Here is a 26,513-nt window from a genome sequence, read left to right as displayed (position 1 = left end):
GCAGCAACACAAAAAAGAGCCAACCAATCTACACACTACCTGTGCATACCGTTGGTGACTCCTTTGAAAAATTCATTGCGCCATCCCTAGACTAGCAGCACCTGTCCCTTCAATGGCCTATCCCGGCTTCGCAGGGCATTGCTGCATTGTATACGCATCCTACTGGCATCAATCGGACAAATGGGCTTCCAAGAACCATAGGTCTTTATCCAGTTGGCGCGAGACTTCCGTAAACAAATCGGATGTATCGGGATCTTCCTCAGCCGACTTGAAAATGGCTTCACGCGCGCTATTCGCCACAACGGCCCAGCGCTCTGCAAGTGCCTGCAACACAGACAAATCCTGACTGGTTTGAAGGGGCCAAACAGGAAGCGAGGTTTGTGTGGCGATATCTTGCACAGGTACCCCGGCAACGCCGCCCAATGCGGTCACCCGTTCAGCCACAGTATCCGTCAGTTCAGTCAAGTGGCCAGCTAATTCGTCAAATAGCTCATGGTATGCAATGAAGTGCGAACCGCGCACATTCCAGTGTGCAAGCTTGGTTTGGATGAATAAATCCGTCAAGTCCGTCACGTGTCGGTTCAATAATTCCACCATATGTTGTCGAACTTCGTCCGACATGTGAATGCGCGTCTTCCTCAGCTTGGTCACCTTACGTCCCCCCAACAGGCAATTGATTCCTACCCAATATAACCCAATGCCACACAATTTATTATACCGCTATGTGCGACAGTGTCATCTATATACGGAATATACGCAATAAAACGATGAAGAATAGGCATCCCCCCCCTCTACACTTCCCGAAAAAAAAGAGCAACACAAAACACAATAACGTTGTGTTTCCTTCAGATAATTAACACGGAAGTATTAAATACCATAATAAAAAGATATTGTATAATGCCACCTGTTTATATACTATATACATAGACAATCAATGCAATAGGGGGGGGATTTTTATGCGAAACGAACGTTTAAGAGGGTACTTAGATGTCATTTTGTTATCGATTCTTTCTGAAGGTGACTCGTATGGATATGACATCGTGCAGCAAGTCAATGAACAAACGCACGGTGCTTTACTACTAAAAGAGGGTTCGCTTTATCCCGCATTAAAGCGGCTGGAAGCTAACCGCTTTATAGGGGGCTATTGGGGGACGGACAAAGATACAGGTCCACGTCGACGTTACTATTCAATTACGGAACGTGGAAAGACCCATCTCAAAGAACTTAAGCGGGAGTGGTACGCCGAACAACGTATGTTATCCACGTTCTTTGGGAAGGTGAATTTTGAATGAACAGTATCGACGGGTATCTTCGTGAAGTCGTCAAGGGGACATACCTACGCAAACGCGAACGAGAAACCTGGGTCAAGGAAATGCAAAGCCATCTAGAGGATTCCGTGCAAAATTATCAAGTCATTGGATTACCAAATGAACAAGCATATCAAAAGGCCATTACATCATTCGGAACGCCAAGGGAACTTCGCCAGCAGATTGTTCGGGAGACATTCATGATATCACCTCGATGGTTCATAATGGCTACAATTCTTTGTATTTTTTCGTTAGGAGTTGCTTTGTTCACAAATATGCGCTTTGACGATGTCGTTGTAAGTACAGGTAATCCTGATGGTTGGAAGATGATACCGAACCATGTGGTGGTGACTTGGCTGCATCATTATTTTCCGTTGAACCCCGCTCGATGGGCAACGCTTGGAATTATGTGTTTCATGATGATTTTTACCCGCAAACAAACGGATCGATTGGCTGTTTTAGTGAGTTGGATACCATGCTGTGTATCCCTATTACCTAGTAGTATTTCACTACCTTTCATAAAAGAGAGCCAGCGTGTGATATTCTCAGCATTCCTCATCACTCAGCCGGTAAACATTGCATCAATTTACGAATTTGTGATGCTGATTATGTTTGGAACTTTGCTTTATTTATGGGCACACAACCTTGTCGTTAGTCTAACACCTTGGTTGATATCAATGACCTTGACTACATATGTATTTGTTTGGCGTACCGTTCAATCAACATTGTGGCAATGGACCCACAATCCGATTTTCTGGGGACAAGCGCCAGTCGATTGGAGGGACGCATGGTTCACGTTGTTGTCATTACTGATTCATTTCATTGAGGTTGTTTCGTTTTTCTATATTTGTCAACGGATTGATGCGAAGTTTATAAGACGGGTCAAAGTGGTTGTTTGAAAGTCATATACGAAAAGGAGGGATTGTATCTGTTGACCATTACACCGTTTGCTATCGTCGCGACCGTGTTGTATCTGATATTAGCTATAGAACTCGGGGTTAAGAAGAAAGTTTCAATCCGGCGGCAGGTACTGTCATTACTGTTTTTTGCATATCTACTTGTTGTGGTTGATATCACCTTATTCCCAATCCCATATGCACACCATGGTGGGAATCTGCAAGAAAACAACCTGATTCCATTCAAAACGATCATGGGAATTCTCAAATTGGGTTCACTTTCAAACGCTCTCTCAAACATTGGTGGAAACGTGTTCTTGTTTGCACCATTTGGATTCCTGATGCCTTTACTGTTCAGAAAACAAAATAGTTATACAAGAGTTCTCCTGTTCGGTTTTCTGGGCACACTTTGTGTGGAATCCAGCCAGTTCATAATTTCCGCGATTCTTGGTTTCACCTATCGAAGTTTTGATGTCGATGATTTGATTTGCAATACAGTCGGTGCATTGTTCGGTTACGCGATTTTACGCGGCTATAATTTCTTATTAAGGCAAAAAGGAATATGGGTGAAACTCAGTCCAATCCTGGCTGTAGTTGTTCTGGGAGGAATTTTTGGATATGAATATACATCTCACTCAACTCCAGAACGTGCACAAGAAAGCATGGATTCCAATGTGTTGCCACTTGTCACCGTTCCATTTTCCAAAGGCGTTGTATTGATTACCCAAACGGACCCGAAATCCACAAAAGAAGCGGGATATGAGGCTTGGTATTTCGAGAAAACAAGTTTATTTGGCTGGCGATTGAAAGCAACATCCATCGATGCACTCAATCATTCCGTTAATTCGCTCATAGCAAATGAGCAAACTTTCATTTGGGGCATCACAGGGAATTCTAATGCTAAAGAGGTTGTATACCGTACAAAGGGCGAATTTTATAAATCAAGTGTGAATACCCAAGGGTTTTGGAATATAGCTCTCCCATTTCCCCAAAATATATCTTCCAGTGGAAGTTTGTCTCTAGTTCTTCATGACGGAAGGACTGTTACACTTCCTTTTCAAACTAGTAAACAATAAAAGTTAGGAAGAGTCTCATGGTTGAAAAATTGTAGTCAAAATCCACAAACATCAAGCCATGAGACTCCCTTAATACTTAGTAAGCCTTAATAGTGTACCGAGAAAGTTCCATCAATGTAATTATAGTCACCATTAGCCTTCCATTCTATATAGTAAAAGTTATTAGCATTAAGTCCTGTCCACTTAAAGCTACTACTACCCAAATTTACTGTCTGCCCTTTAACCTCTTGTCCTGTGGAATAGTCCCACAGATACAAATTGTAATTGGCGGGTGAACCACCGCCGGATGTTATATTATCCCGGATTTCGACGATTAGGTGATTGAGGTCATTGACCGGGGCATGTTTTCAAGTATTTGGTGGATTTGTTAGCGAACACGGCGAAATCATGGTACGGAACTAGAGCAATGGACACAATTCCCCCCTCCCCAAGCCAGGCTATGAACTCCACTTTTTCAATTGGAAGAAAAATCTACGTGGCGGCATGAAGCATGATCAACGACCGATGCTTTGCATACACGGGAAGACGAATGCTCCACTGGCGTGCATGACGCACTAGAATCCCAGGTAGATGGAATAGTCTTCGTCTGAGCCGTCCGGCGGTCCACTGTCGCACCCCTGGTTGAAGCGCGACGTGCTTGTACAGCAGGAGTAGATTATACGCAAGTAGCTTTAGACCTTGCAGCGCTTTGTTGGCATCGAAATTCTGGCTGGAGAATCGGTCAATGGCAAATCCATATTTGGCTTCCTTGATGTGATTCTCAGCGTTACCACGAAAGTTATAGAAGTGCCATACATCCTCGCCGCTCCAGTCAAACGTTGTGGCAATCGCCTCGTATTCCCAGAGCCAATCCGCACACAGGCACTCCTGGGGGTCAATGTCTAAGCGACGCACAATCACGACCCGCCGAGGCCTGTCCCAGGATGTTGCCTGATACATGATGGAAGTAACGTCACAATGTTCCCGGTCACTCTCTGTGATGCAGTGCCAGAGGAGATTTGGCGCTTGCGCCAACTGTGCGAGTCGCTTGGTCCACTTCAGTTTGATGACGTAATCCCGCTGATCTTGCTCCAATATCTGAAACACTTTTTCTCCGGTAAACCCTTTATCCATGCGGACGGCACGAATGTTGACGCCATCCGGCAACTGGTCTTTCATCGCCTTGTAGAAATCCGCAAATCCATCTGATGTATGGGCGTCACCAGAGCGCAACTCATCATAGAGACAACAACCAGTGAGTGAATCAAACGCCAGCAAGGGATGGAAACTCGCTCGTCCGTGATGGTGTGGATTATATCCAACAGCGGACTGTTGCTGCGCGCCATAAACAGTCTCTACAGAGGAGTCGATATCGACCACGATGCCTTGTCCTTTGGGGAGAAGTGACCTTAGGATTTGTCTATGCGCCGAACGTATCGCTTTGATGCCAGCGTCGGAACCGAGCCGCTTCAGATCCTTATACAACAGAGTCGTATCAGGCAGTTTCGGCACGTCCAACTTCAGCTTCAACAGGGGATCTTGTTCGATGTCCTCAAAGTGGAAAATCCGTTCCTGACCCAGCAAGGAACCGAAAATGACGGTCAGAGCAATATCGTCCATGTGGAACTGGGTGTTTCTGCCCTTGCGTAATCCATGTACCCAAAACTCCCTGTCAATACCCGTTCCCAAAACGAAATCTATGAGACCACTTGCACCGCCAAAGGAGGTGGCGGCATTCAAATCGTAGCGAGTATGAATTGTAGAGCTTTTACGAGCAAACTGACTTCGTGTATGATTATATTGTTTCACCCAAAAGGTGCTCCTTCCTAGCGAAGATGTGGTTCTCGACAAACTCATCTTAGCCATACGGGGAGCACCTTTTCAATTATTCACACCAGTTCATGAGGACACAATCGTCGAAATCCGGGATTATCATTCATTGAAATTTCACCAGAACTATTAGGTGAAAAATAGTAGTTTGTATAAATTCCTGTTGCATTGGAAACGTGCGAAAATGAACCATTGTAGTTGTTTGCACTAAGATTCCAATACGAAGAGGGTGGCGTGGTTGTCATAGGGGATATACCCGACCCTGAGGAATTTGAATCAGATGGTGGCGTAGTTGATACTCCATTCAAAACAGGTGCATTTGATGACAGACTGGGCGTTGTAGCTGCAAAGGAAGTTGAAATGCCTGTCAACAACATTGTAATAGCTGCGAGTGTACCAATTATCGTTTTTTCAAGATAACTCCTCCTATTATGGTTCTTTTTACTCATGTAACCTGAGTATGTAATTTAAGGTATCTCATTTCTCGGGAAAATGTTGTCGATTTATCGGGTATGAATATTCTGATTTTATCAGTATACATCCTGGGATTCGTATGTCGATTGAACTCCGTATGAATGAAACTCAAATGAATTGTGTTTCTTTAGGATTGATGCTTGTAGGATATAGGTGTCATTTATGGCCTGCTGCATAGGTTCCGCCCTTTTTATGCTCATGTATTGACATTGCGTATCCCCCCTTAACCTTATTTTATTCAAATTTTCTTTATTTCTTTGATTCCTTGTTTCAGTGATCATCGTATGATATCGTGTCCGTTTCTTGAAGATGCTCTGTCATAAAGTATTCACACGATTTCCTGATAGCTTCAGTTTATTGTTGAATGTAGTATGATGGATTAAGTTTTGGAAGAGATAAGGGTAGATTATGCAAAAAACGGGTTTAATTCGCGGATCATCAATCATGGTCACGGCCATTGGAATCACCAAATTCTTAGGCATTATATCCATCGTGCCAATTAACCAGCTGCTGGGTAATATCGGGCAAGGCTATTACTCAACCGCCTATAATCTCTACACCATTCTCATGGTTCTCGCGACCAGTGGGTTACCAACGGCACTGAGCAAACTCATCTCAGAACGCGCCGCCTCAAAAAATGATATGGAAATCGAGCAACTCTACCGTGTGACATTAAAACTGGTGAGTTGTTTCGCGGTGTTTGGAGCACTTCTTATCTGGTTTGGTGCACCTTACTACGCCCGTCTCGTTGCGATCCACGCGAGCCACGAACAGATTGCAAACATGACGCTATCCATTCGCGCGCTCGCACCGGCAGTTTTAGTCGTTCCCTTGGAAAGCGCCTTGCGAGGCTACTTGCAGGGATTTCAGCAAGTGAAGGGTCCAGCGCTCTCGCAGGCGCTAGAGCAGTTATTTCGCGTATTCGTGGCGGTGTTTGGAACCTATTTTCTCATCAAAAATGGCCGGGGAATCGCTGAAGGGGCTGCCACCGCCACATTCGGGGCCTTTGTTGGCGCGGTTGCAGGTGCTTTTGCTCTCTGGCTGTCGGTGATGCGATTTCGCAGGCAGCACACACGACACTACAAGCCACAACAAAGTAATAGAGCCGTGCGACGAATGTTGTATCACGTGGCCATCCCTGTATGTCTTGGGTCCTTAGTCGTCCCCATTTCGAGCAATGTCGACTCGCTGACCGTCGTCAACGTCCTGACCCATTTTGCAGGTGAAACGTTTAATCAAGCGCAGGCTGGCTTTGGCATTCTGTCGCGGCAAGCTCAAAATCTCGTACAGCTTCCGCTCGCATTCACCATCGCCGTCGGATTCTCTGTGATGCCTGCAATTTCTAAAGCGCGGGCCTCGCAGGATAAGGCTGCGATTCAAGCCAACATCATTACACCGATGCGTATGATGTTCTTTGTTACGTTCCCAGCTGCAGCGTTCTTCTTGAGCGTCGCGCACCCCATTGAATACATATTGTCAGACTCGTATGCGGGCGCCAACATTATTGCCGCTATCTCACTGATGTGCATCTTCTCAAGTATGGAGTTAATGTCGACATATATCCTGCAAGGGCTTGGCAACTTCTATCAACCCGTGCGAAACATGTTTCTAGGTACCGCTTTGAAAGCGATACTCAATGTCCTCCTCATTTTTCTCCTGAAAAGCGTGCTGGGGGCAGCCATCGCGACTATCTTGGGGTATGTGCTATCGTCAACGCTCAACGTCTGGGCTGTTCGGAGACACAGTGGTGTGCGGTTTTCTGTCTTGCGTCTAGCACGCCCGTTTCTGTTGGCGTCTTTGCCCTTGTTTATCGAATTATTTTTCATGAATCGAATCCTGACAGACGTCGGGACATCGTTCCCACCACGCGAACTGTGGTTGTGGAACGTCATGCAATTGCTCATTTCTTGCCTGACCGGCGCGCTGCTCTATTTATTCGTCTCCTTCCGAATGCGATTGCTTCGGCCGGATCAATTTTGCGCACTGCCAGTCATCGGTCCATGGCTGTCACGTTTTACGGAACGGACAGTAGGCTAAGCTGCACATCGATGGGGGCTCAATTGGCCCCCTGCCACTTCTTCGCCGCGTCCAAGTCATACCCTTTGGACGTCACGTAGCCAGGAATCGTCCAAATCCCCAGATGGTGCGCCTTTGCATACGACTGGTCGGCTTCAAGTTCCGCCAGGTGATCTGTGTTGGGAGGATAAATATACGCCACCCTTGCGAGCCCCTTGCGAACGACATCCTCGTTGTACATATCTGTTTTTGTAATATAGACATAAGCCAAGAGGCGACCGTATTTGTCTGTGGTATATCCAGGCTTCCCTTCCTCGATATAAATCTGTTTGCCCACCGGCAACTCTTGACGGGCGAACGCTGCCGCATCGAGTGCAAACGGTTCAACTGGTGTATTGGGCTTGACGTCCTCCGGCGTGTCAATTAACAGCATCCGAATCGTCTTGTCCTCACCGTCTGGCATCCGGACATGAATCGTGTCGCCATCGGTCACCTTCGTGACGACTACAGGCACCAGATTTCCCTGTGCCGTCGCGCTTTTATCAATGACCTCGTCGGCGTTCTGCTGATTGCCTTCCGTGCGATTCTGATAGGTGCCCGTTGTCGCAGCACCAGTCGTTCCCGCACCCGTGTGATGGTTCAAATGCTGGTCTACGGCGACGACCAAAATCGCGATAATCAGCGCGGCAAGTCCCCCGCCACGCCTAAATTTCTTTCTCAAGTAACTTCTCTCCTCGTCTTCTCCGATAGCAGAATTCCGCAACCATGAGAATACCATCGAAGTCACAAGGACGCCATCATCGACACCCCCGCAAGCGCACAGCGAGGGATGGCCTCATCAATAAGTACTGTATAAACACAAACCAAACATTAGAGCGATCACGATCAGTGCGATGGAAAGAGCCACAACAATCCATGAAGAGGCGCGGAACTCACCGCGATTGATGCCAGATTTCTTGCGCAAATACGCGATAACAGAGAAGATAAACGTCAAACAACCGAGTGCTAGGCTAGCGTAGCCAACCGCCTTAATCAGTGCATCAGCTTTGACGCTAGCGTAGCGGCGCAACTCAAAATGCAGGCTCGTGGTGACGAACCCGACTCCCATAATCGCGATGGCCGTGCGAATCCAAGCAAGAAATGTTCGCTCATTGGCCAGATGCTGCTGTACGTACTTCGCTTCGTTTTGCGTTTCGTTCACCTTGATTTGCTCGTCATCGTGCACAGCTATGAAACCGCCCTTACTTGGCTGCCACCGAAAGCAGCCGAATTTATCAGCAATTTCATTGTATACACAAATACCGAGATGAACAGGAAGAAGTGACGCAAAAGCGCGATGAAGTCGGAGGCGCGAAGACCAGCGTTCCCCTCAAATCCGCTGACGACGGTTGCGGTTGCGCGGATCGATATCCCCGCGATGGACATGCCTAGCCGTTTGTTGATATTCCATCTGCTCCCGAGCCGAACGCGCTTGCCGACGGCGCCTGGATGTCGCCATTCCCCAAATGACACGCCAGAAAAAAGCCAACACAACGACAATGCCGCCACATATAGACAACGTAACCATACCAAAAACGAGCATTTCAGCGATGATGATCACCCCTTCATACAGCATCGACCAGTGGTGGAAACTTCAATCCTCCACTCCGCTTGACAATTGGGCGTCATTGAACGCGGCATTGCATCATATTTCTAAATACTGAATATAGCCGAACGTGGAGAAGGTGTATGCACATGGTCATCGCCAGTCGCTTTCTTCGGATGACGACACCAGCCATGCGTGGCCCCGACGTGATGGCCGCGCAACGACGCCTGATTGTTCTCGGGTTCTACCAAGGGGCTTCAGACGGCGTATACGGCCCACAGACCGTACAAGCAGTCATCGCATTCCAAACCGCCAACCACTTACTAGCAGACGGTATCGTCGGGCCACACACGTGGACGGCGCTCGGCATTGGTCAGGTGCAGTGGGGTGGGGGGCAGTATCATATCGTGATCGACACAAATCAAAACGTGCTCGCACTGTACACGAACAACGTGCTCACCGGGACGTACCTCGTGGCAACCGGCAAACCCACCACACCGACACCGATTGGCGACTGGCTGATTATCGAGAAACAACCAAACCCAGGCGGGCCCTTCGGCACCGCCTGGATGCGCTTATCCGTACCGAACGGCGGCTACGCTATCCACGGCAATGATGATGCGTCCTCGATTGGCCAGTCTATCACGCATGGTTGTGTGCGCATGGCAAACACCGACGCAACCACGCTCTACAACACGGTACCTTTAGGGACGCTGGTGACCATCATGGGGCAATTGGCGACGACGCGACTACTCGACATTGGCGCGACGCCAGGGAGTGATATCGCCGAGGTGCAACAGATGCTGCAAGCGCTCGGCTACTATTCGTCGTCGATTGATGGCGTCTATGGTCCGAGTACACAGGCTGCGGTCCGAGCGTTTCAACAAGCGCAACAATTGTCACCGGATGGCGTCGTCGGCCCACAGACGATTGTCGCGATTCAATCCCGCTACGACATTGCGCTAGGCGATGTGCAGCCGTAACCGCCATTGGCCGATTGGCCAGAGGCTCGCCACAGCTGTCCGACTTTTCAATCGAAATTCAACGTTCACCTTGTACAGTGGGTTTAGGAAGCAAGGCTGCTGCCAGCCTCATTTCTTTGACCCCCTTCTCCGGCCATCACAGATATGTGGTGGCCACTTTTTTTCGTGAACCGGTCGGCTTGAATGTGCCTGTGAATACACCTTCAGAATATCGACAAAATTCCATCGAGAATCGTACTGCGAAAAGTATATTAAAGTTTAAACTGTTCTTGTTCAGAACAATTTAAACACCAACACAAATTGGAGGGTGCCAACTTGTCATCTGTCCCGACGTACGATTTGCGCAATCCATTTCCGTGGTATGAACACATGCGGTTGAACCGTCCTGTTTGGGAAGAGCAACCCGGTGTTTGGCATGTGTTCCGACATGAGGATGTCAAGCGCGCGCCATCGACAATTTAACGCCCCGCATCGAAGCCATCACAGCTGAATTGATTCAAGATCTCCCGAGGCGCGGATTGCAGGTTGAAGTCGATATCGTCGACGCTTTAACCACGCCGCTGCCGGTTATCGTAATCGCGGAGTTGCTCGGCGTCCCTGCCAGTGACCGATCCCGCTTCAAAGTGTGGTCGGACGCTATGCCCTACTGAAGGCGTTCGCATCTGTGGAAATTCCATCCGTTAAAGCATGCGAGCCTGTACCGACGGGGCTTGTCTGTGGATTTCAATCCATGCCCATCCGCTTGGCACTTCGAGCGGAAGAGACCGTCTGAGGCTATAGGCTCAGGCGGTATTCATGCTGAAGGTCATCTTTTATCGTCAACGTGGCAATGACTGCCGGAGCTAGAAGAACGAAGTCAATACAAACATAGCAAATCGGTATTTTTCATCAGCTATAAAGCAGGGGGAGGCAGACAGCACCTCTCCCGAAACAGCTGAATCACAGTGCAATTTCAAACATCCGTTCCTCGCCACTTGCCCGTTTTTCAACGACTAGCACGCCGAGGGATTTTTTCTTCGCAAACACCGGACGCGTCGCATAAACGGAGCCGGAGGGTTGAATCGATGCTGTCCATCCGCGCGGCATGCGTGTATCAATCTGCTGATATAATTCGTCGTCGGCTGCCGTACCCGTCAAACGAGGCAACCAGCCTTCCGCATAGGCATACCAGATTTCCTGAACTGCCTTCGCAACTTCTACTAAACGTGCTGTATTTGTTGTGAGTTTATACAATTTGCACCGCTCCCCGCTATCAAAATGCCTCTCTTGGCAACAGCGTGGCCACGATTTGGGCAAAACATACCTTCGCAGCTACGAGGAGCGATAGATTTAAGATTCACTCCTATGCCTCAACAAAACATATGAATCACAGGCGCGATACTTGCCCAAAATTCACGATACGGGTAGCGAAAGCGGGTTATCCAAACGCGCCCCCGCCCGGGTGCCTTACATATTTTATTCGCCATCCTCCGCGCCCGCCTGTATGCCTTTGCCTACATACAAGCGAAAATCGGCGAGATCTAAGCACATCTGCCACTCCATGTCGGGATTCCAGGCCGCACAACCAACACAGACGTCGTAAGGTTTGTCGATGAATTGGCGGATGGTTTCTTGGCGCACTTCTTCTGCCGTCTTTCCCTGCACACACCGAACAAAGACAAACTCGTCCCCACCAAAGCGAGCAGCAATTCCAGATTCGCCGATGGCCGACAAAAGGGTTTGTGCCACATCTAATAGTACGTCGTCACCACGCGCGTGACCGTACTGATCGTTAATTTGCTTAAACGCGTTGACATCGAGAACCCCGACAATCAGCGTCGCCCCCATTCGCGCCGCATCCTGTTGCACAGTGGGTAAAAAGTGCAGTAGCCCGCGTCGATTAAAAATTCCTGTCAGCGGATCCCGCCGGCTAGCATCCTCCGCCTTCCGCCGCTCCACGAGCAAATCCGCCACCAGCGAAATCTGCGACGCGCAAAGCGACAGTAGCTCCTCGTCATCTGCGGGCCGTGACGACCGACTCCCCAGTACCATGGCGCAAATCGTCCTGCTGTAGGCGTCCAATAGCGGCCATGCACCGACATAAGAAATATCCGATTGTTCGAAAAGATGCTGCCATAGTGAAGGCAAAGTGGAGACCGGCGCCCACGCCTGACTGCAGAAAAACGACGAACTCCCGAGATACCAGGGGCTTTGCGGCAACAAACTGTCTAGATGTTCAAGCGGCACGCATAGTCCCCATGCGTGATAAACCCGAACACGCGTGTCCAATTGACCGAAGTGATTGGGGATAAATCGCTTTCGATATACAAACATCCCCGCATCAATGTCAAGATGTTGACGCAATGCGTCCGCAACCCGTCGAAGAAGGTCGGTGCCACGATGTGCTTGCGACCACGTCTGTGATTCACGAATAAAAACAGCTAGTCGTTGCATGGTGGCATGAAAACCTCCTCCAGCTTGTTCATTTCTACTATACACAATTACGTAAGATAGTAAATATCAGTATAATCTCACAGCGAATTTTTGAGAATTTGCAGATTCACAGTGATAACAAGGGAATAAACCGTGAACAAATTAGAAACAACGGATAATAGCAAGTGGATTCAGACTTACGATAAGTGTTTTGTCCAACTACATCTGATAAAATTTCTGCTAGTGAACATGAGAGGGCGGTGCTCGCTTGGATATCTTCGTTTCTTATTTGAATGAAGCGTGCATTATTATTAGTGCAATTTGTTTCGCGATTGGTTGGGTGTATATTCGAAAACACCGCGTTCGTATCCATCGCCGCTGGATGTTGACCGGCGTCGTATTCGCCGCGTTATTTTTCATTCTATACGCTGCAAAGACATTTCTCATCGGGGATACCGAATTTGGCGGACCCAAATCGCTGAACACTTTCTATTACGTATTCTTGCAGACACACTCTGTATTGGCGACAGTGGCAGCGATTCTCGGTGTCATTACGCTCGTCTTCGCGGCGCGCGGACGGTTTTCTAGGCACAGAAAAATTGGCCCTTGGACCGTTGTCATCTGGTTTATCACTGCGGCGACTGGGTTGGTCGTCTTCCTACTTTTGTATGTGTTTTTTACACCTGGCGAAACTGCGAACCTAATGCACTCCTATTTAGGGCATTAACGAAAGGTACGAATTTCGGAACGGGCGCCCGGGCCCGTTTACACACGAGGTGAAAGCATCATGTCAACACGCGTCGTCGTTGTCACCGGCGGCGCCCAAGGCATTGGTTTGGGCGTCAGCCGGGCGTTCGCACGCACTGGATGGCACGTCATCATCGCAGATGTGGACGAGGAAGCTGGCCACGAGGCCATGTCATTTTTCCAAGAACAAAATTACCTCGGGCGATTTGTGCGCACCGATGTCAGCGATGAGGCCCAAGTAAAATCCCTCATCGCCAGTATCTCCGAGACGGAAGGCCAGCTCGACGTCGTCGTCAACAACGCTGGCATTTTTAGTGGCGGCCCTATCGAGGAACTCCCTGTCGACGTATTTGACAGAGTCATCGCCGTCAACTTACGAGGGCCTTTCCTTATGGCGAAGTACAGTGCGCCATTGCTGCGCAAAAGCGCACCAGGCGTCATCATCAACATGGCGTCCACGCGGGCACTGATGTCCGAGCCAAATACAGAACCCTATTCCGCGTCAAAGGGCGGCGTTGTAGCCCTGACACACGCGTTATCCATTAGCCTTGGCCCGGACATTCGCGTCAACAGCATCTCTCCAGGCTGGATTGAAGTAGGCGACTGGAAAAAGTCAAAAAACAGGACATCGCCTCACCACCGCGAAGTAGACATGACTCAACACCCAGTGGGACGAGTCGGGGTTCCCGACGACATTGCGAGCCTATGTCTATTTCTCGCATCCAATGAATCCTCCTTTATCACTGGCCAGAACTTCGTCGTTGACGGCGGTATGACGAAGAAAATGATTTATGAGCCAGATTGAACCCACAGACAGTTCGAGAGGAGCACACGGCATGACATCCTTTCAATATATGTGCGGTACACAAATCGATTTCGGCGTCGGCGCCATCGAACGGCTACCTGAACAGTTACAGGCAGCAGGCTTCGGCCGCAAATTGATGGTGGTCACCGACCCGGGGTTGATGGAAGCGGGTATCGCAAAGCAAGTCATCCATCACCTCAACCTGCATGGCTACGCCATCACACTGTTCCACCAGGTACAGCCGAATCCGCGCGACACCGACTGCCTGGCAGGCGCAGAGCAATTTCGAACGCGTTGGTGTGACGGCGTTCTCGCCGTCGGCGGCGGCAGTGCGATGGACACCGCGAAGACCATCGCACTGCTCGCGCGTCACGGTGGCACCCCCAGCGCGTACGCAGACGGGGAGCGGGCATATGGCGAAGCAGCCCCCATTGCTTGTGTGCCAACGACGGCCGGTACCGGATCGGAAGTGACACGCAGCGCCGTCATCACAGAAGACGCCACGCACCGCAAGGTGACGCTCAAACACGAGTGGTTGCGCCCAAACTTAGCCATTCTCGATCCCGCTCTAACCACGACAGTCCCCCCGCACGTCACCGCAGCCACAGGCGTCGATGCCCTGGTGCACGCGATTGAGGGGTACACATGCAAGAAGACGCAGCCGATTTCTCAAGCGTTTGGCGCGCGGGCGATGGGGCTCATTGTCCGCGCCTTGCCCACGGCCTACCGAAATCCTGCCGATATCGATGCGAGACAAGACATGCTGCTCGGCAGCCTCCTGGCGGGCCTATGCTTTGGATCCGCCGACGTCGCCGCGGTCCACTGCCTCGCCGAAGCACTCGGCGGTCTCTATGACACCCCGCACGGACTTGCGAACGCGGTGTTCCTGCTGCCAGTGCTTCGCTACAACGCGCAAGCGCACGTCGATTTGCACGCGGAGGTCGCCCGCTTGACCGAATTTGCAACCGAAGACGATCCGCCCACCAAAGCCATCGAAAAGCTGTTGTCGGGCATGCAGGCATGGTTGCACGAACTCGACATCCCGCCACTGTCTTCCCTCCCACGCGTTTCCCGGGACGACAGCGACAAAATTGTCGAGTTGGCCGTCGCGAACAACTCGACGCCGAGCAATGTACGCGAGATTGACGCCGACGGATATCGCGCAATTCTCGACGAAACGTTCGCCGTAAACGCCATTTGACCCGAATCGAAAAAGGAAGTGCTCGTGTGAAAATTCTCGTGACTGGTGGAGCTGGATTCATCGGCTCGCACGTCGTGAACGCATATATTGAGGCGGGGCATGAGGTTGTCGTGATCGACAATTTGTCTTCCGGTTCCAAGGACCGCATTCATCCGAAGGCGAAATTTTACTTCATGGATATCCGATCCGCCTCATTACCGCAAGTCTTCACCCTGGAGAAACCGGACGTGGTGAACCACCACGCGGCCCAAAAATCGGTGCCTAAATCCGTGGAGGACCCGCGACTGGACGCGGACTACAACGTCACGGGGCTGCTCAATTTGCTGGAATGCTGCCGTCATCACGACGTGAAGAAGTTTATTTTCATCTCGTCGGGCGGCGCACTCGCCGGTGACGCACCGATGATTCCCACCGATGAGTCGGTCAACCCAGTGATGATTTCACCCTACGCCATTCACAAATACGTAGGCGAAAAGTATCTGCACTTCTATCGCGTGACCTACAATCTGCGCTATACGGTGCTGCGGTACGCAAATGTCTATGGTCCGAATCAAATTGCAGATGGTGAATGCGGCGTGATTCCCATCTTCATGAACAATATCCTCGCCGACCAACCGTCGACACTCTTCGCATACGCCGATGAACCCCGCGGCACGACGCGCGACTACGTCTACGTGAAGGACGTCGCAGAAGCCAACGTGCTGGCGCTCACGGCGGCCGATGACGAAATCCTCAACATCGGCAGTGGTGACGGAATCCACACAGCTGACGTATACCACCTCATCGCCCGCATCGCAGGGTCAAACGCACCATTGCACCGCGCCCCAGAACGCGTCGGCGACGTCCGTCGCAGCGTGCTCGACTGCACGCGCGCCAAACAAGTGCTGGGGTGGCAGCCGCGGACGAGCCTCGAAACAGGCATCCAGACGACGCTCGATTGGCTGCGTAGCCGACAAGCATAAGCTGGAGGCGACCTGGGCCGGCCCCGGTGGCGGGCGCCCGGGCCGCTCGTCGGCACCTGGAGCCAGACGGCGGCACCCCCACAGCCCACACGCGCACCCCCATCACCCCCGCTTCTACGGCGCTACCACCAACCTGTACCTTTTTGCTATCTCTAGCAAATGCCCAGCATATCGCCTTCTACGCTGGAATACGTTGTATGGCATGACCTTGAGGCTAGCAAAGAAGGTGCACAGTTGAAAATCGTAAATTTCTTGCGTGCTGGCGCAGCGCTGGTATGTACGGGCGTGATTCTCGCGCTCTCCGGCTGCGCGACCAATCCATCGACCACCACAACCCTTATCACCCATGCAACCATCGTCGCAGAAGAAAAGACACCCACGACGACCGGTGCGACATCCAGCAAGTCCGCCACGAACTCGTCTACCAAGGTCCAAGGCGGATCGAAAACGGCTCCGAAGAAAACCACACCGCCCCCACCGCCACTGGTCAAGCTTGGCGCCAACACGCCGATGGCCAGTTACTTGAACGAAGCGCTCAGCCTACTCGGCTATATGCCAGTCAGGTTTACCCCTGCACATCAAATGACACTATCTGCAGCCATGCAGGCACTCGGCAAAGTGCAGACGCCGCTGCCTGGTAGCTACGCATGGAAAGATAAAGGCACGGCCAGCCAACTCAGCTCCCTATGGAAGCCACTCACAGACAACGTCATTACGGAGGGGGCTTTGATGCGGTTTCAGACAGATCACAACTTAGCCGCAGACGGCGTCGCCGGTCCCCAGACGTGGAAGGCACTGAGTCAGGCGCTAACGGCTCAGCAGATAAGCACGGCACCCTATTTGTTTATCACCGTCACCGAGCATCCGACGGAGGTGCTCAAACTGTGGAAAAACGGGACCGTCGTCCTCCAAACCGCCGCGAACACGGGTATCGCCTCGTCGCCGACCACCTTAGGCACATGGCCCATTTATTTGCGATACCAATCGCAGGAGATGAGAGGGACGACGCCGTGGGGCACAACGTATGACGACCCCGGCGTCCCCTATGTAAACTACTTTTACCAGGGCGAGGCGGTGCATGGTTTCTCGCGCCCGAGCTATGGATCTCCACAAAGCATGGGCTGCGTCGAGATTCCCATTACCACGGCCGAAACGGTATACAACACAGTCACACTGGGAACGCTCGTCTCGGTTCGCTCCTCCTAAGCGGCCCGTTTTTCTTGCAGTCAACTGTCTAGTTGGTTCAACCTTCCGTCTGCGCTACAATCGTACTAAGGTCGTGACGGAGGGGGGATTCGCATGCAATTTCGAAAGTTGGGCCGAAGCGACATCCAGGTGAGTGAAATCGGCTTTGGCTGTATGTCGATTGGGACGGACGAGGCGCTTGCCACCAATCTACTCCATTTCGCGTTTGATCACGGCGTGCGCTTTTTCGATACAGCGGACTTATATGACCAAGGGAGAAACGAAGAAATCGTCGGTTCGGCGTTTGTGAATCGGCGTCAGGAGGTCGTCATCGCGACCAAAGTCGGCAACCGTTTCGAACCAGGAAAACCGGGCTGGACCTGGGACCCTTCACCCAAATACATTCGTGAAGCGGTCGACAGAAGTCTGCGCCGCCTGCGGACGGACTACATCGATTTATACCAATTGCACGGCGGCACCATGGAAGATCCTTTTGAAGACATCGTTGAGACGATGGAGCGGTTAAAAGAAGCAGGGAAAATTCGTGCGTACGGCATATCGTCCATCCGGCCAAATGTGATCTTGCGGTATCTGGGCGGATCGAACATTGATAGCGTGATGATGCAATACAGTCTACTGGATAGGCGGCCAGAAGAGTGGTTTCCCAAGTTAGCGGAACACGGGGTTTCGGTCATCGCACGCGGTCCGGTCGCGCGCGGGCTGCTGTCGAATCTGGAAAAGCGGTTAGCCGACGGGGAAACCTATGTTGACAGGACAGCTGAAGAAGTCTCGGCGGCACAAACGGCGCTGTCCGAACTCGTGACACCTGCGCGAACGGCTGGGCAGACGAGTCTGCGCTACGCCCTCCACGCAGATGCCGTGGCCTCCGTCATTCCAGGTGCCAGCAAAATGTCACAGGTCTCCGAGAACATCGGCGCCGCGAATGTCGAGGCATTGACGCCAGAGGAAATTGAGCGATTGCGGCAATCCGTTCGCCAAAACGTATATACAGAACATCGTCCGAACGCCTAGCATCACGCCTGTCCAGGCCGACGCCGCGTACAAAATGCGTGTCGGCCGAGGACGTGCGGCTGGATTTCTCCCAAATCTTCGGCGCAATCCTTCACATCGTCGGCGAGATGTAGTTTTCCGCTACGCGTCTACCCGCACTTGCCCATCGTCGGTCACGTCCAACTTGGACGCGGGCGTCGGTGTCGCCAGCGTCTTGATGAGATGGGATGTACCATCCGGATCCTCACTGTAAACCGATGTGACGTAGCCGTCCTTGTTGACATCGCCATAATAAACGGTGTTGCCCACCACCGAAATGAGTGCCGCATTGAGTTGCACGCGATGTGCCACATAATTATTGTCAAAGTATAAAACATTGTACGATCCGTTCAGTCTATCCTCAAAATACAACCGATTTTCGGTATCGGACACAGCGATATTTTTGATGTAGCGCCCTCCGATAGGCACCTCGTCGACGTGTTTCATCGTATCGATATGATAAATGGTGCTGCTCGTACTGGTGTTGATTAAAATGTAGACGTCGTTCGTATAGTGACTAAATGCGATCTTAGCAAATGCGGCATCTGGCGAAAGCTCCGCAAAATCCTCGACAATCACCTGTGTGCCATCGTCGACGTTGACGGTTTTCAACTCCAGGTTGCCAGGGCGCACCTGTTCTCCAACAAACACGCTTTCATCGGAAATCCAGGACACGTACTGGACGGTGTACGGATTCTCCGCCGCGCTGATATCGCGCTTTTGTTGCAAATCATACAAGTGCAGGATGTTTTTCTTGTCGATATATGTGGCATATTGGTCATCTGGTGACACCGTGACAAATTTGTACTGCGACCTCAGTTTCGCCACTTCTTTCTGCTCTGTCTGGGACAGGGACTCAGGCTTTGTATGATTGCTGAGAATCGACTGCACACTCTGATCTGCCGCGCTGAACAGATGGTTGTAGTGATAAAATACAGCCAACTGTCCCAGCGTGACGACAGCGGCGAAACACAGCAGCTTAATCGCAATCTTGCGCGCCATCATTGACCTCCCTTATCTGATTCCGGCATCACCACGATGGAGGTCGACACTTCGCGCTCGCCAAGCACGTCCCACGGCGTATTGACCAACTTGCCATTGTAGACCATAGTCGTCGAAGAGCCCCCGTCCAAATTCGCAGCGATAGTTGCGTGATACTTGAGCATAAGCGCCTTGATATCGTCATACGTCGCACCCGGCTGATTGATTTCACGCCCATTTGTGACAATCATGATCACGGTGCCATCGGCAGCTTGACCGATAGCCGTCCGCGGATTTCTTCCCTCCGATCCCTGTGTAGGGACCGCCTTTCCATCCTGAACGAGCACCGGGCCAAACCCTACTGCCTCTTGCACATTCAAACTGCGCAGTTGCGGAAGCGAGTACGCACCTGCAATCATTTGGCCGCCTGCGGTAAACGCAATCACAGGCTGTGGACGCGTGGTTGACCCAGTGATACTGACCAATTGGCCATCGTGAATCGTAATTCCCTGGGGATAGGCACCTGTTCCCTGCTGATTGGTGTCGACGAATCCCCCGCCGTTAATGCCGGCTACCGCCCCAGACTCCTTGACCATGTCGGAGACAGTTTGTCCGTGTTGATGCAAATACTTCGTCGTCTGGACGCGAATTCGCTTCGGGTCTTTGACCAGCATGATATAGGCCGTAAAGAGACTTTCCTTATCCGTGATGACCTGAATGGATCCATTGTGGCTGTCGTAGTTCTTCCGAACGATGTCATTTGGATTTTTAGTCGTTGAAACAAGCTGGTTGGACAGTGCGTTTTGTTGTATGACAGATTCCGGTAGCGTATACAAAGAGAGCGGACGCAGCAGATAACCATGTCGCGTAGCATCCAAACTGTCGATGAGATATCCTTTTAACGCCGGAAACGGCCCCTGAAAAATCCAAAGGGCAGTTGAAACATATAGATACACGGCACCAAACAGAATATAGCCAATCCATCGCAGAACGGGCCGCCCGCGCTTTTGTTTTTGCTTCTGCTGTTTCTCTCCCTCTCTCTTCCTGCTGTGTTTTCCACGATTCATATATCAAGGCACACCTACTTGATTCAATTTTGCTTCATTCTTTTGCTTCATTCGATTTTGCCACAGTCAAATCGGGTATACTTTGACCACTGTACAATTAGGTTCCTATATCATTCTAATCGACAAAAGTCGTCAGGCAACTCCAAAAATCGATAAAACAAAAAATGTTGTTCAGTACTCCACATCCTCGCCATAGGATTGGAAAATTTCATGAAAAAATGCAAAACCCACACGTCGTCGAACAAGCGTGTTAACATATGAGCATGAAATTTCCGGTGAACCGAGGTGTATATCATGAATCGAGCCGAGTACGTCGAACGACTGCTCCCCGCTGATCCTATTCTATGTTCCACTGTCCAATCGATTGCTCAGGCGGGTCTTCCTCCGATGTCGGTCAAACCGGATTTGGGCAAGCTGCTCACCATTCTTGTCGCAACAAGCGGCGCGAAAGAAATTTTAGAAATTGGTACATACGGTGGATACAGTGCCATCTGCCTAGCGCGCGGCCTCACATCCAAAGGTCGCGTGACGACACTCGAGGCGCGCGAGGAGCACGCGCTGATTGCAAAGTCGAACATTCAAGCGGCTGGACTGACAGACCACATCGACATCGTACTTGGAGATGCTTTGACATCCCTAAGAGACCTGAAACAGAGTGGGCGTCAGTTCGATTTCGTGTTCATTGATGCCGACAAGCCAAACTACCCAGAGTATCTGGCGTTTGCGCTGGCGATGTCCGTCCCTGGCACGCTCATCGTCGCTGACAATGTGCTGTTGCGCGATAGAGTGCTGGATGAATCAAACCAAAGCCCGTCACCGGTCGCCGTGCGTGCGTTTAACCAGACGCTTTTGTCCCATCCTGAACTCGAAGCAACCATCCTGCCAGTTCACGATGGTTTTGCCATTGCCCGCGTACGGGAAGTCGGAAAAGATTAGACGTAAAAACAATCCAGACACTAGGAGTGACCGTGGTTGGGGAAATGGCGTATCAGCCCTTCACAAAGGATTGCCTTGGGCTATGTGGCCATCTGTTTATTAGGCGCATTTTTACTATTGCTTCCGTTCAGCAAAAAGACGCCATTGTCGGTTGTCGACGCCGTATTCACGTCGGCTAGTGCCTTATTCGTGACCGGCTTGTCCAGTGTCAACACCCTACACGCATTTACACCGGTGGGGGATGTCATTATCGTAGCCTTAGTACAAATTGGCGGCATCGGCGTGACCTTTCTCTCGACGAGTTTCTATTTGCTGATTGGACGAAAAATCAGATTAGAGGACCGCCGGGTGCTCGCAGAGGAACGAAATACGCCCACCGTAGGGATTGTGCGCCTGTTTCGTAGGGTCGTATTTTTTAGTTTCAGTATTGAGGGCGCTGGCATTGTCTTATTTACGCTCTACTTGCACCTGCGATATAGCTACACCTGGGCCAAAGCGCTCGGCGTCGCTTCTTTCCATAGCATCTCGGCGTTTAACAACGCTGGATTTGATATCTGGGGCAATAATATGGAAAGTTTCACGCGGGACCCGTTCATGCTGCTCTTGACAGCCGCTCTGGTCATCACCGGCGGGCTCGGCTTTGTCGTCCTTGTGGAACTCGCTCGGTACCCACGGCAACGGCGATTGTCCCTACACGCGCGCATCGTCCTTGGGATGAGTGGACTGTTACTCGTCATCGGCACGCTCTTGATTTTGGCGTTTGAGTGGAATGCGTCGATGAAAGGGCTAAGTCCCGGATACAAGTTGCTTAACGCCTTCTTCACGTCGGCGATTGCGAGGACCGCCGGGTTCGACTCCGTTCCCATCGGCAATATGCAAGAGGTCACTTGGCTCATTTTGATTTTGTTGATGTTTATCGGGGCGTCGCCCGGTTCAACGGGTGGCGGTATCAAAACGACATCGTTCTTTTTAATCATCAAGACCGTCATGGCAAGCATTCGCGGGCGAACGCAGATTGTGTCAGGTCACCGGCAAATCCCTTGGGACCTATCACAGCGAGCCTTGCTCATTACGTTGTTAGGCAGTGCGGTCGTGCTTGTCTGCACACTGATTGACGCGGCGTTTGAACCGAACATGCCCATCATTAAAATTATCTTCGAAGAAGTATCGGCCTATGGTACGGTAGGTCTAACGACAGGCATCACCGGACTTGTCCGCCCGGAAATGAAATGGGTGCTCATTCTGACGATGTACATTGGTCGCATCGGCATTTTTACGTTTCTCGTCAGTTTGGTGCACAAGTCGCAATCGCGGGTTCAGTATGTCCAGGAGCGAATATTCATCGGTTAATTAAAGGAGACGGTCGATATTGCCTCGGAATCGTAAAATGACATTTTGCATCATCGGCGTTGGGCGATTTGGCACCGGTGCCGCCATCGAGTTACTGCGGCATGGGCACGAAGTGCTGCTCATCGACCGCAACCCAAGCTGCCTTGAAGCGTTTGCCGATCGCTGTGAGACCGCGGTCGGCAACGCAGAAGATATCCAATTTCTTCGCGAAGCCGGCGTGAAAGAAGCAGACGCGGTCATTGTCGCCATCGGCGACGATGAGACAAGTTCCAACCATGCCACCATGAATTGCAAAGACTTGGGCCTGTACGTAGTCGCCAAGGCACTTCACCCGACGCACGGCAAAATTCTCGAACGGCTCGGCGCGGACCGCGTGGTCTTTCCAGAGCGGGAGTCTGGCGCCCGGTTGGCCCGCTTGCTGACGAGATCGGCCATTCTCGACATGATTGAGCTGTACGAAGAAGTCTTCATGATGGAGATCACAGCCAAAGGCGAACTCGTCGACAAGACGCTCGCCAAATTGAACTTGACGCGGCGCTTTGGCGTCCAAGTCGTAATGATTGTCCGTAGCAAAAATACCATCTTTCCTGTGTCCGCCAATGACACCATTTACGAAGGGGATATCCTGGTACTTGTTGGGCGTCACGAGTCGTTCACACGCGTGGTTCGCCTCACAGAATAACCCTTAGGCATGCCCCGCGCCAGGCGAAAAATAAGGGATCCCTAGGCCATCAGTGCCCGGACCGCACAAGCAACTTCACCCAACGAGGACGTGGCCGGGCCACTGAGTGCACTTGGACAAACACGCCCCATCACATGCGTGTTGGAAGCCACCGTCGAACGAGTCGTTCAATTCCGACGAGCGCTAGCGCGCATACGAGCATCAATGGAATCAGCGTACGTGAGAACGTCACCGCAGCCTGGTTAGATCTTGGCAGATTTGCGCCAGCATCCAGTGGAACCGATGTGAGAAGGCGCCCGTCTGGAGCGCGCAAATCCATCGTTCCGACCGCATCCCCCTTGGCCAACGCGCGAGCTGGCAACGCATAGCGGATAACCGATTGCGCCTGCAATGCCTGTCCTTTTGGCACCGTTGCCATGACTGCCTGATTCACCACAGCCGGAATCGACTGCCCATGACCACGAGGCACTTGGCCAACCACTTGACCCTTTTGTTCAATCGTCTGTGTTTGATAGTGACTGAACGCGTAATTCAGTAGCGAGGTCGCATCCTGACGAATGGACGACTCTGTCGGGTTGTCCATCAAAACGGCAAGAAATGTCGTATCTCCACGTTTTGCCGCGATAACCAATGTCTCATGCGCCACACTGGTGAAACCTGTTTTCAGTCCGATACAACCCGGATAGTTAAACAGCATCGTATTGAGATTCATGAGTTTTGCGTGCCATTTGTCGCCTTGCCAGTTATAGTATTTCGTCTGAACAATTTTACGAAATTCCGGATACTGCATCGCCGCGCGAGCAATCACCGCCATATCATAAGCCGTGGTTTGATGCTTCGGATCCGGCAAACCATTCGGATTATCAAAATGGGTATGCGTCGCACCCAGCGATTTCGCCTCTTGGTTCATCATCGTGGCAAAATTCTTAACAGTCCCACCGTAGTGCTCAGCGATTTCGACAGCAACATCGTTCGCCGAATCCAGAAGCATCCCATACAACAAGGATTGAAGAGAGTGTTTCTCGCCAGGTACCATATACAGCTTGTCGGGAGGCTGGCTCACCGCATCCTTGCTAGCGGTCAATTCATCGCTCAATTTTCCGTATTTTAATGCCAACAAGGCCGTCATGATTTTCGTTATGCTCGCGGGATAATGCGAAACCAGCGGATTTTTCGCATACACTACGGCACCCGTGTCCATGTCCATGACAACCGCCACATTTGACACAATGCTTGGCCATTTCGCGCTATCTTCCCCATTCACATAAGGAATGCCGTCACGCACGGACTCATTGAGGACCACATCTAACGCATCCGCTCGTGCAACGCCAGGGATTGCAAAGAGGGCTGCGGAACTTACCAGACTTGCCATCATGAACGCAAAAAACCTACGGCCCCAGTGCCGCCTAAAGGCCCGTGCGACAACCCCCACAGATGTCCAGTCCTCCAATCGAATCGCGTCGAAAATGTACTTTTTCATCATAATGGTTTCCCATATCCGTTGGCTAGACCAAGATCATAAATGGAAGTTTAAGGATGGAAAAGGTGCTCCACAATGCACAGAAAGGCGCTTCCTTCACACCGAAACGATGTGCAAGAAGCGCCTTTCTTGTTTATGTGAATCGATTTCTCTATTCGTTATGCGCGGCTGCCCGTACCCGCGCCGACAAATGCCGATTCTTCCTCAACTGGTTTGCCTTTGGTCGGTGGCAATGTCTGCATCGCAAGGAAACATAGGGATCCAAACAATCCAGTGACCACCGAAACGTGAATGAGGAAGGCCGGTAGCGAAACGTGTGTCGCAACCAGCAATAATCCACTGAACGCCTGCAGTACGGTAAAACCTAGGGCAAAACTGCTGGCAAACAGCAAATCCCGCCGCTCGTGCCGCATTTCTACCGCCCGCACGAACAGGACAATCACCCACACGAGCAGAACCCCGGCGAGTGAACGATGGAGCCAATCCAACAACAACGCGTGGTGTGGAGCAGAGGGCGACTCATCCGGGACTGGAATGCCTCGGAACAAGCCACCTGTACTGGAACTCGAGATGTAGGCGCCCACGTACATCGCAATATAAATGTAGGGACCCGACAACCAAGCCCACCAGCGGTAACTGCGATTGGGCAGTGGTTTGCGAATCGGCAGCGGCCTGCCACTTTTCAGCGACGCCTCGCGGACGGCTTCGATTCGAGCGATGTTGATGGTCAGCAACAAGACACTGCTGAACGCCAACAGCGATACACCGAAGTGCGTCGCGATGACAGCCGGCGGTTCGCTCCAAACCACTGCGATGGCACCAAGAAACGCTTCAAGTAGAACGAAGAAAATGCTGATGGCCGAGAGAATCGGGATTTCTGGCCACTTGCGGTAGCGCCAACTACCCATAATGGCGGTAACCAGAAGGAGCGCCGTCAAAATCGGTACGTTGATGCGATGCGAGTACTCGATAAGCGTTTGCCAACTTACGAGGCTCGGAATAATCTGCCCGTTACAAGTCAACCATTGGTGACCGCAGGCAAAGGCAGAATTCGTATCTGCATCTGCAAACCCAATTGTGTTGACGATGACTGTCTGTATCGTCGAGAGGATGCCCAAGACAAATACGACAATGCCCCATCCACGGCTCCTCGGCATACCAGCACATCTCCATTCCTCGGCAATCCCAAATTAAGCGACGAGGGCCTTAAACGACATAATCCAAATCGATCCGGCAACCACCGTAAACGCGATAAATATCGCGAAATAGATGGCTGGAACCTGCCAGGCTTTATCGTCACTTTCCGTAAAGTGCATAAACATGTACAACTGAACCAACAACTGACCGACACCGAGAATGACGATGACGGTGATAACCAGTGCTGGCGGCTGATGCGTCGCAAGCGCCAACCAAAAGGCGATAGCTGTGAGCACCAAGGAGGCAATTAGCCCCCAAATGTGCTTCCACGGAAAACCTGTCTCTTGGTGAAACTTGTGATTGGTTTCCATC

General features: G+C 51.2%; 29 protein-coding genes. 17 read left to right on the top strand and 12 right to left on the bottom strand.

Annotated features, from left to right (window positions below; translation table 11 throughout):
* Nucleotides 1-168: 168 nt before the first annotated feature.
* Complete coding sequence (dps, locus tag K1I37_RS04995; RefSeq protein WP_021298113.1) at nt 169-651, bottom strand: DNA starvation/stationary phase protection protein Dps; 483 nt, start codon at nt 649-651, stop codon at nt 169-171.
* A gap of 305 nt (nt 652-956) precedes the next feature.
* On the opposite strand from dps, the gene K1I37_RS04990 reads away from it, so the two are divergent.
* Genes K1I37_RS04990 through K1I37_RS04980 form a run of 3 tightly spaced genes read left to right on the top strand, consistent with a single transcriptional unit; the run spans nt 957 to nt 3,279 of the window.
* Nucleotides 957-1,292, top strand: coding sequence for a PadR family transcriptional regulator (locus K1I37_RS04990; protein WP_021298112.1), 336 nt, complete (start codon nt 957-959; stop codon nt 1,290-1,292).
* Nucleotides 1,289-2,206: a permease prefix domain 1-containing protein gene (locus K1I37_RS04985; RefSeq protein ID WP_021298111.1), complete on the top strand. Its 918-nt coding sequence runs from the start codon at nt 1,289-1,291 to the stop codon at nt 2,204-2,206. The genes K1I37_RS04990 and K1I37_RS04985 overlap by 4 nt, the downstream gene beginning before the upstream one ends.
* A 32-nt stretch (nt 2,207-2,238) precedes the next feature.
* Nucleotides 2,239-3,279, top strand: a complete 1,041-nt coding sequence (locus tag K1I37_RS04980; RefSeq protein ID WP_021298110.1) for a VanZ family protein — start codon at nt 2,239-2,241, stop codon at nt 3,277-3,279.
* A 471-nt stretch (nt 3,280-3,750) separates the two neighbouring features.
* Here the strand turns inward: K1I37_RS04980 and K1I37_RS04975 are convergent, their stop codons facing one another.
* On the bottom strand, nt 3,751-5,067 hold the full coding sequence (locus tag K1I37_RS04975) for an IS1380 family transposase (protein WP_242215904.1): 1,317 nt from the start codon (nt 5,065-5,067) through the stop codon (nt 3,751-3,753).
* Between the two features lie 255 nt (nt 5,068-5,322).
* Between K1I37_RS04975 and K1I37_RS04970 the strand changes: the two genes are divergently transcribed.
* Both K1I37_RS04970 and K1I37_RS04965 read left to right on the top strand, forming a co-directional pair.
* On the top strand, nt 5,323-5,508 hold the full coding sequence (locus K1I37_RS04970) for a hypothetical protein (protein ID WP_021297930.1): 186 nt from the start codon (nt 5,323-5,325) through the stop codon (nt 5,506-5,508).
* Nucleotides 5,509-5,970: 462 nt separating this feature from the next.
* Nucleotides 5,971-7,599, top strand: a complete 1,629-nt coding sequence (locus K1I37_RS04965) for a putative polysaccharide biosynthesis protein (protein WP_021297929.1) — start codon at nt 5,971-5,973, stop codon at nt 7,597-7,599.
* Nucleotides 7,600-7,618: 19 nt separating this feature from the next.
* Here K1I37_RS04965 and K1I37_RS04960 read toward each other — a convergent pair whose 3' ends face one another.
* The 3 genes from K1I37_RS04960 to K1I37_RS04950 form a co-directional block, all read right to left on the bottom strand.
* Nucleotides 7,619-8,299, bottom strand: a complete 681-nt coding sequence (locus K1I37_RS04960; protein ID WP_021297928.1) for a thermonuclease family protein — start codon at nt 8,297-8,299, stop codon at nt 7,619-7,621.
* Between the two features lie 117 nt (nt 8,300-8,416).
* Nucleotides 8,417-8,779: a YidH family protein gene (locus K1I37_RS04955; RefSeq protein WP_242215985.1), complete on the bottom strand. Its 363-nt coding sequence runs from the start codon at nt 8,777-8,779 to the stop codon at nt 8,417-8,419.
* Nucleotides 8,780-8,947: 168 nt separating this feature from the next.
* The gene (locus K1I37_RS04950) at nt 8,948-9,178 is read right to left on the bottom strand and encodes a hypothetical protein (RefSeq protein WP_152498847.1); all 231 of its coding nucleotides are present in this window, start codon (nt 9,176-9,178) and stop codon (nt 8,948-8,950) included.
* 134 nt (nt 9,179-9,312) lie between these two features.
* On the opposite strand from K1I37_RS04950, the gene K1I37_RS04945 reads away from it, so the two are divergent.
* From K1I37_RS04945 to K1I37_RS21485, 3 genes are all read left to right on the top strand, one after another.
* The gene (locus K1I37_RS04945; protein WP_031219115.1) at nt 9,313-10,146 is read left to right on the top strand and encodes a L,D-transpeptidase family protein; all 834 of its coding nucleotides are present in this window, start codon (nt 9,313-9,315) and stop codon (nt 10,144-10,146) included.
* A 315-nt stretch (nt 10,147-10,461) separates the two neighbouring features.
* Nucleotides 10,462-10,608, top strand: a complete 147-nt coding sequence (locus tag K1I37_RS04940) for a hypothetical protein (RefSeq protein ID WP_021297924.1) — start codon at nt 10,462-10,464, stop codon at nt 10,606-10,608.
* Nucleotides 10,609-10,664: 56 nt separating this feature from the next.
* The gene (locus tag K1I37_RS21485) at nt 10,665-10,796 is read left to right on the top strand and encodes a hypothetical protein (protein WP_269078061.1); all 132 of its coding nucleotides are present in this window, start codon (nt 10,665-10,667) and stop codon (nt 10,794-10,796) included.
* A 289-nt stretch (nt 10,797-11,085) separates the two neighbouring features.
* Here the strand turns inward: K1I37_RS21485 and K1I37_RS04935 are convergent, their stop codons facing one another.
* Nucleotides 11,086-11,379, bottom strand: coding sequence for a hypothetical protein (locus K1I37_RS04935; protein ID WP_021297923.1), 294 nt, complete (start codon nt 11,377-11,379; stop codon nt 11,086-11,088).
* A gap of 222 nt (nt 11,380-11,601) precedes the next feature.
* On the bottom strand, nt 11,602-12,579 hold the full coding sequence (locus K1I37_RS04930) for a GGDEF domain-containing protein (RefSeq protein WP_021297922.1): 978 nt from the start codon (nt 12,577-12,579) through the stop codon (nt 11,602-11,604).
* A 247-nt stretch (nt 12,580-12,826) separates the two neighbouring features.
* On the opposite strand from K1I37_RS04930, the gene K1I37_RS04925 reads away from it, so the two are divergent.
* From K1I37_RS04925 to K1I37_RS04900, 6 genes are all read left to right on the top strand, one after another.
* Nucleotides 12,827-13,285 carry a DUF420 domain-containing protein gene (locus K1I37_RS04925; protein ID WP_021297921.1) on the top strand — a complete coding sequence of 153 codons (459 nt, stop codon included), beginning with the start codon at nt 12,827-12,829 and terminating at the stop codon, nt 13,283-13,285.
* A gap of 60 nt (nt 13,286-13,345) precedes the next feature.
* Nucleotides 13,346-14,110 carry a glucose 1-dehydrogenase gene (locus K1I37_RS04920; protein WP_021297920.1) on the top strand — a complete coding sequence of 255 codons (765 nt, stop codon included), beginning with the start codon at nt 13,346-13,348 and terminating at the stop codon, nt 14,108-14,110.
* Between the two features lie 31 nt (nt 14,111-14,141).
* On the top strand, nt 14,142-15,311 hold the full coding sequence (locus tag K1I37_RS04915; RefSeq protein WP_021297919.1) for an iron-containing alcohol dehydrogenase: 1,170 nt from the start codon (nt 14,142-14,144) through the stop codon (nt 15,309-15,311).
* 26 nt (nt 15,312-15,337) lie between these two features.
* Nucleotides 15,338-16,273, top strand: a complete 936-nt coding sequence (locus K1I37_RS04910) for an NAD-dependent epimerase/dehydratase family protein (protein WP_021297918.1) — start codon at nt 15,338-15,340, stop codon at nt 16,271-16,273.
* A 234-nt stretch (nt 16,274-16,507) separates the two neighbouring features.
* The gene (locus tag K1I37_RS04905; RefSeq protein ID WP_021297917.1) at nt 16,508-17,479 is read left to right on the top strand and encodes a L,D-transpeptidase; all 972 of its coding nucleotides are present in this window, start codon (nt 16,508-16,510) and stop codon (nt 17,477-17,479) included.
* Between the two features lie 93 nt (nt 17,480-17,572).
* Nucleotides 17,573-18,490, top strand: a complete 918-nt coding sequence (locus K1I37_RS04900; protein WP_021297916.1) for an aldo/keto reductase — start codon at nt 17,573-17,575, stop codon at nt 18,488-18,490.
* Nucleotides 18,491-18,610: 120 nt separating this feature from the next.
* Here K1I37_RS04900 and K1I37_RS04895 read toward each other — a convergent pair whose 3' ends face one another.
* Nucleotides 18,611-19,510 carry a hypothetical protein gene (locus tag K1I37_RS04895; protein ID WP_021297915.1) on the bottom strand — a complete coding sequence of 300 codons (900 nt, stop codon included), beginning with the start codon at nt 19,508-19,510 and terminating at the stop codon, nt 18,611-18,613.
* Nucleotides 19,510-20,556 carry a phosphodiester glycosidase family protein gene (locus K1I37_RS04890; RefSeq protein WP_021297914.1) on the bottom strand — a complete coding sequence of 349 codons (1,047 nt, stop codon included), beginning with the start codon at nt 20,554-20,556 and terminating at the stop codon, nt 19,510-19,512. Before K1I37_RS04890 ends, K1I37_RS04895 begins: the two co-directional genes overlap by 1 nt.
* Nucleotides 20,557-20,850: 294 nt before the next feature.
* Here K1I37_RS04890 and K1I37_RS04885 point away from each other — a divergent pair, with 294 nt between their 5' ends.
* From K1I37_RS04885 to K1I37_RS04875, 3 genes are read left to right on the top strand one after another with little or no spacing between them, the layout of a single operon-like run.
* On the top strand, nt 20,851-21,492 hold the full coding sequence (locus K1I37_RS04885) for an O-methyltransferase (RefSeq protein WP_031219113.1): 642 nt from the start codon (nt 20,851-20,853) through the stop codon (nt 21,490-21,492).
* Between the two features lie 36 nt (nt 21,493-21,528).
* A complete protein-coding gene (locus tag K1I37_RS04880; RefSeq protein ID WP_021297912.1) occupies nt 21,529-22,842 on the top strand; it encodes a TrkH family potassium uptake protein in 1,314 nt (437 codons plus the stop codon).
* 19 nt (nt 22,843-22,861) lie between these two features.
* Complete coding sequence (locus K1I37_RS04875; RefSeq protein ID WP_152498846.1) at nt 22,862-23,524, top strand: potassium channel family protein; 663 nt, start codon at nt 22,862-22,864, stop codon at nt 23,522-23,524.
* A 130-nt stretch (nt 23,525-23,654) separates the two neighbouring features.
* Here the strand turns inward: K1I37_RS04875 and K1I37_RS04870 are convergent, their stop codons facing one another.
* The 3 genes from K1I37_RS04870 to qoxD form a co-directional block, all read right to left on the bottom strand.
* Nucleotides 23,655-25,004, bottom strand: coding sequence for a D-alanyl-D-alanine carboxypeptidase family protein (locus tag K1I37_RS04870; protein WP_236613916.1), 1,350 nt, complete (start codon nt 25,002-25,004; stop codon nt 23,655-23,657).
* A gap of 158 nt (nt 25,005-25,162) precedes the next feature.
* The gene (locus K1I37_RS04865; protein ID WP_021297909.1) at nt 25,163-26,161 is read right to left on the bottom strand and encodes a COX15/CtaA family protein; all 999 of its coding nucleotides are present in this window, start codon (nt 26,159-26,161) and stop codon (nt 25,163-25,165) included.
* Between the two features lie 33 nt (nt 26,162-26,194).
* Nucleotides 26,195-26,512 (bottom strand): cytochrome aa3 quinol oxidase subunit IV, encoded by a 318-nt coding sequence (gene qoxD, locus K1I37_RS04860; protein WP_021297908.1) that lies wholly within the window; start codon nt 26,510-26,512, stop codon nt 26,195-26,197.
* Nucleotide 26,513 lies beyond the last annotated feature (1 nt).

Origin of the sequence: Alicyclobacillus acidoterrestris, assembly GCF_022674245.1 — a bacterium.
Taxonomy (GTDB): Bacteria; Bacillota; Bacilli; order Alicyclobacillales; family Alicyclobacillaceae; genus Alicyclobacillus; species Alicyclobacillus acidoterrestris.
This window is presented reverse-complemented; position numbering and strand designations above follow the sequence as displayed.